Origin of the sequence: Klebsiella pneumoniae (assembly GCF_000742135.1) — a bacterium.
Lineage (GTDB): Bacteria > Pseudomonadota > Gammaproteobacteria > Enterobacterales > Enterobacteriaceae > Klebsiella > Klebsiella pneumoniae.
In genome coordinates, this window is record NZ_KN046819.1 from 100,843 (window position 1) to 106,842 (window position 6,000).

A 6,000-nucleotide genomic window follows, 5' to 3' on the forward strand; every position below is an offset into this window, starting at 1 on the left:
CTGTGGGTGGTGGCGCTTTTGTTTTAGGGTACACGCCCGTAAGCGCCCTTACAGGCCGCTAACGCGGAGATACACCCCGCCTCTGGCGGGACCACTCCGACGGCGTAATGGAACTACTGTGTGGCTTTGGGTGGGTTAGCTTTGCAGGGCGGCGGCGGGGTGCGGTGAAACCTATCAATACCGAACCGGCTTCGCCGGGCTACCGGCGCCCCTTGCCTGTGGGTGTCCTTTTTCGCTGAGGCAGGCGCCTTCATGCGCTCACGCGCATTAGGGGCTTCGCCAGCCTTGCGGCGCCTGCTAATATGGCGAATATCTATCGCTGGCAGCTGACGAGAGGGGAATATGGCAGGCGGGCTCAACAAGAAACAACGTGAGCGGTTAAATGCACTGAGTCACGGCGAGTTATTGACGGTGATCGACGACCTGATACAGGATAATAAGCAGGCCAAAACCACCCTGATTAACAAGTACCTTCTGTCCGACGACGATTTACTCAAGGCCGTTCAGAAAGAATATGCCAAGCTGAGTAAAAGTACGCGTTTCTATGACTACTATACGGCAGATGCGCGTTTTCATGAACTGACGCGCATTATTGCCGAACCGCTGAAGAAAACGGCCGCCACGCTTCCCGAGCAAACGGAAGGGTTGTGCGCAAAAATCATACATGGATTTGAACGACTTATCGAAAATATTGATAGCTCTAGTGGCAGCTGGATGACCTGTTATTCCTCGCTGATTGAGGCGTGGATCAGCGCAGTCGCCGCGCAAAAAAATAGTCCGCCCGCCGTCATTGCCGAGAAAATGGTCAATTTCTTCGACGGTGAGTTTTATTTTGGTGCCGGTATGCTTAAACAGTACCGTACTCAGCTCGGAAACGATGTCTTACGCGCCATGCGGGATCGGTATTATCAGAAACAAGAGTTCCAGGAGGCCGTCGATCTCAGTCTTCTGATTGCCGACGTTAATTTCCTTGAACGTGCGGTAAACAATGATGAGTTCTGCTCCTCTCAACATTACTTTGGCTACGCCCGACTGCTGATTGACGAGGTTCAACCGGAAAAAGCGCTCGCATTACTGGAACTGATGGAAGCACGGAGCGATGTCACCCCTGTCGATGATATTATCTGGCTTGAATTATTCATTACGGCGCTCATTGAGGATGGCCGGCGTCGCGAAGCGATGGACAAAGCCAGGGACGCCTTCAGCCACACCTGTGATACGCGCTTTTACCGGTTGTACATGAAAGCCGGTGGAGATCCGGATAATGACACCGCTGATTTTATCCGCACTGCAAAGGCGAAAGGATTGCGCGCCTACCTTCATTTTGCTGAGGATTTGACGCGATTTGACCTGATCAGTGACGTACTCATTGCCACCCCTGTCGCGGAGCTTGAATCCCACTTTGCCTACTGCTCGAGCTCAAGCCTGCGAACGTTGTCGGGCAAGCTGTATCAGCATGGGTTTGCCCTTGCGGCAGTCATTCTGCGGCGTGTTCTTGTGGAGAGCTATATCGATAAGGCACAAAGCAAATATTATGCGTATGCCGCCTCCGACATGAAAAAAGCCATCGACTACAGTGAAGGACTGGAGGAAAGCGCACAGTTCGCAGGCACCCTGAATTACCTCAGGGCGCTTTATGCGCAACACAAACGTAAAAGCGCATTGTGGCAGGCAATGGCGGGTAAAGTTCAGGGATTGTCTGTCGACAATAACCGGTGTTTTTATTGCGGGAGCCCGTTATGAGTGCTTCCGTCTCAGTTGTTCATGGTTAGGAAACTCAATCGCCGTTTTTTGAGTTTCCTAACCATGAGCCGGGGCGAGAAAGAGCCCCGCGGAGTAAGGCTTTCTGTGAGACAGGTCGTGAAAATCTCTTTTTTGTTATGTTTTTGAGCTAAAACCCATTTTTTAGGCGTATTTAACCCGCAGATGCTGTCCGAAGCCATCGTTTTTTCGCCATCCGCTGCAGCCTGTCAGAGAGCATTTTTGTCGCGTGCTCGCCCGCCACGGCGCCGGCAAAACGCAGCCGGCCTTTGCGCCCCTGGCGCGTGGCGGTTGACCTTCACGGGCGGGCGGCGCTCGCGGCGCCAATCCGCACGCCCGCAGGGAGCGGATGCCGCAACCGCGTGATTGTGCGATACTGCGCCACAACAGAACAACCGGAGAGGGACAAAGTGATGAGCGATCAGCCAGCTGCGCCAGAGATTATCGAAGACGAGATTATCGACACCGGCACCGAAGAGTTTGCCCACGTGGTGGCCATACTGGTGCTGCTCGAGCCCGGCATGTCCTACACCCATTCGGTGGCCCTCTCTCCCGACTATGGCGCCGGCCAAATCGTCCAGGACGTCAACAGCCTCAAAAAACGCGCCCGCCGCCTGCTGGTGCCGGCCATGCACGAAGCCGCCAAACGCTCAGGTCAGGTCTACAACATCGAGAGCAGCCTGGTGCTCTACCCGTCAGGTCGCCTGTTCGCCCAGGCCATCGTCACCCGCAGCAGGTAAGTCATGAGCAAACCCACCGCCTCCCCACACGATGCCGTGTTCAAGGCCTTCCTCACCCACCCGGAGACCGCCCGTGACTTCCTGCAGCTGCACCTGCCGTCCAGCCTGCTCAGGGTCTGCAACCTCGACACCCTGAAGCTCGAATCCGGCTCCTTTATCGAAGATGACCTGCGCGCCTGCTACTCGGACGTGCTCTACTCTCTCGATACGGCCCGCGGGGACGGGTACGTCTATTGCCTGATTGAGCACCAGAGCCGGCCGGATAAAACCATGGCCTTCCGCCTGATGCGCTATGCCATCGCCGCCATGCAGCGCCACCTGGAAGCGGGCCACGAGCGTCTGCCGCTGGTGATACCGCTGATGTTCTATCATGGCCAAACCAGTCCCTATCCCTATTCGCTCGACTGGCTGGCGCTGTTCGATGAACCGCAGCTGGCCAGACAGCTCTACGGCAGCGCCTTTCCGCTGGTTGACGTCACCGTCATTCCCGACGACGACATCATGCAGCACCGCCGCATGGCGGTCCTCGAACTCTTGCAAAAGCACGTGCGTCAGCGCGACCTTGCCGAGCTGCTCGACCGGCTGGTCACGCTGCTGCTGACGGGGTACACTACCGATGAACAACTGACCTCGCTGCTCAGCTACATGCTGCAGGTCGGCGAGACCCACAGCCCGGCTGCGCTGCTCAGGCAGCTTGCCGAGCGCGTACCGCACCACGAGGACAAAATCATGACGATCGCTGAACGACTGAAGGAAGAAGGCCGTGCGCAGGGGATCGCCATCGGCATCGAGAAAGGCATCGAGAAAGGCATCGAGAAAGGCCGTCAAGAAGGCGAACACCTGGCGGCGATCAAAATCGCCCGCACCCTGCTGGCCAGCGGCCTCGATCAGGCCACGGTGATGAATGCCACTGGCCTCACCGCCGATGAGCTGGCGCAGATCCGCCACTGATAGCTGACGCCGAGACGATCGCTTGCTGGACAACGCCCTCCCGGCCGCCGACCCGACGGACACCACCACCGACCTGAGCCACCTGGCGTTCTGCGTACTGGTGGCCCTGGCGCTCGAACGTCAGTCCTGCGGCGTTTCGCCCCCCTACGCCGAAACCCTGTTCCTTATCCGCTGGCTGGCCACCGCGCAAAGGCAAAGGCGCTTCCCCAAGAGCGTGGCGATTGACATTCGCTGGTTGCTGGAGCGCGGTCGCAGGCACGGCGCTGCCGCCAAGCTGCGCCAGCACCTGGAGTACCTGTGGCACTCCTGCAGCGGCAATATCGCCGAGCAGTCCGACCTGTTCCGCCTCACTTACGCCACTGAGACGCTCAAGCAGTTGGGGTGGGACAATGCGGTGATGAGCAGCCGCGAATGGCACGAGGGGGTGCTGCCAGAGACCGGCGCAACCAACGGCTTTTACGTGGAAAAAGCGGCGCTCAACGCCGCCTACGACAACAATGGCCGGCACAACATGCCGGTCGAGGTGCGCGTGGTCGGCGACAGGGCGGCGTTTATCAACGTCATGCAGCGCCATCAGATAACGGCGCAGCCTACCGCGTCACTGCCCAACGGGCATCAGCTCATGCTGCTACCGGGTGCACACTGCGGTTCTGCACCGCGCTGAATCCATCGGGCCTTCGACTGCCTGCCAGGGGGCCATTTTATGGAAAACGTCAACCGCCCCACATCGCCTTTAGAGCCGCTTTCAGGGCTGGTTGAGCGCGTCACCTATCACAACGGCGAAAACGGGTTTTGTGTTTTGCGTCTGAAAGTGAAAGGCGAACGTGACCTGATAACCGTTGTCGGCCACACCCCGTCCGTGCCCCCGGGAGAATACGCCTCCGCCTCCGGCCAGTGGCTGATGGACAAGGCGCACGGTCGTCAGTTCAAGGCCACCTTTTTGAAGATAGCGCCCCCCACCACCCTGGCCGGTATCGAACGGTATCTGGGGTCCGGCATGGTCAAGGGGATTGGCCCGGCCTATTCCGCCCGGCTTGTCCGGGCATTTGGCGCTGACGTCTTCGACGTGATTGAAAAAGAGCCGTCCCGGCTGCGTGAGGTGGGGGGCATCGGCGCCAAACGCGCCAATAAAATCATCTCAGGATGGGGTAGTGACCGGGTAGCTGCGATAACTGCCAACTTTTCTCCCCTCCCACCTTCGCGCATAAACGAACGTTTGTGCAACTATCCCTGTCCCAACGTAACGATGCGACCTTGTGCATTGCAAAAATGTATTGCAATATAAAATCAAATGGCAACAGGAAATCGCAATCATGCTTATCGGTTATGCCCGGGTTTCGACACAGGAACAGGATACTCAGGCTCAGATATCAGCACTAAAGTCAGCCGGGTGTGAACTGATTTTCCAGGAAAAGCTTCGGGAGGGCGATGGGATCGACCCGAACTACAACGTCTTTTACAGCAACTGCGCAAAGATGATCAGGTTATTGTATGGAAACTGGATCGCCTTTCCCGTTCGCTGAAGGATTTATTGCTGACGCTGGAGAAGATTGAAAACACGGGAGCTGATTTTCGCAGCATTACCGAAAATATTGACACATCCACTCCGGCGGGCAGGATGATGATGCAGATCGTTGGCTCCTTTGCTGAATTTGAACGCGCCATGCTTCGTGAGCGGACAAAGAGCGGGCTTGCGGCGGCACGCCAGGATGGCCGGGTTGGTGGGCGACGCCCTAAGTTAACCCCCCAACAGCAAAAGAGATTGTCTCGCTCGTCACATCGGGGCAAAAACGGGCGCTGATGCTGCACGTCTGTTCCGTGTTCATCCTTCCACCGTGGTGCGGCTTCTTGCCAGACACCGGATGACTGAGATCGGACAGACATAAATCGATGCGGGGATTTACAGCAGAGTATGGTTCACCAATCTGACAGCGATGAATTATCGGCACTGCGGGCAGAAATGCCCGATTGATTTCGCTACTTGATGCCCATGGAATTGAGTGGAGACTTAAGCGGCAGGCTCCGGTGCAAAATTATCAACCTTATCTACTGACGACAAGGTTGCGCTGTTTCGCCGACTGTTCCGGGGCGGGATGATGTATGGGCTCTGCGCTGGGAAAGTAAAAACAGCGGAAAGTCGGGCTATTCTCCCGCCTGCGCCAACGAATGGCAGCCAGGTATATGTGGTAAACCCCGAATAAAATGTAGCGACTGCTCTCACCGCCAGCTCATTCCCGTATCGGATCCCGTTATCTACCGACATCTGGCTGGCGAACACACCATCGGTGTATATCCTTTGCTTGAAGATGACTTCTGTTATTTTCTGGCCGTTGATTTTGACGAAGCAGAATGGCAGGCCGATGCGTCAGCGTTCATGCAATCCTGTGATGAACTCGATGTGCCAGCTACACTGGAAGTATCAAGATCGCGTCAGGGGGCTCATATCTGGGTGTTTTTGCGTCCCGAGTTCTGGCCAGGGATGCCCGCCGTCTGGGGTGAAGGGACAACATCCTGTGCTTCGGATTCCAAAAATTTGGCTCCTGGGATC

At 56.8% G+C, this 6,000-nt stretch carries 5 protein-coding genes and 2 pseudogenes; all 7 read left to right on the plus strand.

All coding sequences use genetic code 11. The annotated features are described in order from the left end of the window. The first annotated feature begins 342 nt into the window (after positions 1-342). The gene (locus tag DR88_RS0127020; protein WP_004148949.1) at positions 343-1,743 is read left to right on the plus strand and encodes a DUF6880 family protein; all 1,401 of its coding nucleotides are present in this window, start codon (positions 343-345) and stop codon (positions 1,741-1,743) included. A gap of 431 nt (positions 1,744-2,174) precedes the next feature. Continuing rightward, complete coding sequence (locus DR88_RS0127025; RefSeq protein WP_025862217.1) at positions 2,175-2,501, plus strand: DUF7609 family protein; 327 nt, start codon at positions 2,175-2,177, stop codon at positions 2,499-2,501. Positions 2,502-2,504: 3 nt separating this feature from the next. Beyond that, positions 2,505-3,452, plus strand: a complete 948-nt coding sequence (locus DR88_RS00660) for an Rpn family recombination-promoting nuclease/putative transposase (protein ID WP_025862218.1) — start codon at positions 2,505-2,507, stop codon at positions 3,450-3,452. 22 nt (positions 3,453-3,474) lie between these two features. Then, the gene (locus DR88_RS00655) at positions 3,475-4,116 is read left to right on the plus strand and encodes a DUF2913 family protein (protein ID WP_227511349.1); all 642 of its coding nucleotides are present in this window, start codon (positions 3,475-3,477) and stop codon (positions 4,114-4,116) included. 39 nt (positions 4,117-4,155) lie between these two features. Continuing rightward, entirely contained in the window at positions 4,156-4,737 is a 582-nt protein-coding gene (locus DR88_RS0127030) for a helix-hairpin-helix domain-containing protein (protein ID WP_050511156.1), read from the plus strand. Between the two features lie 28 nt (positions 4,738-4,765). Then, positions 4,766-5,253, plus strand: a pseudogene (locus DR88_RS0127035) (recombinase family protein). Positions 5,254-5,364: 111 nt separating this feature from the next. Further along, a pseudogene (locus DR88_RS28930) lies at positions 5,365-5,948 on the plus strand (TOTE conflict system archaeo-eukaryotic primase domain-containing protein); the annotation flags it as partial. Positions 5,949-6,000: the final 52 nt, after the last annotated feature.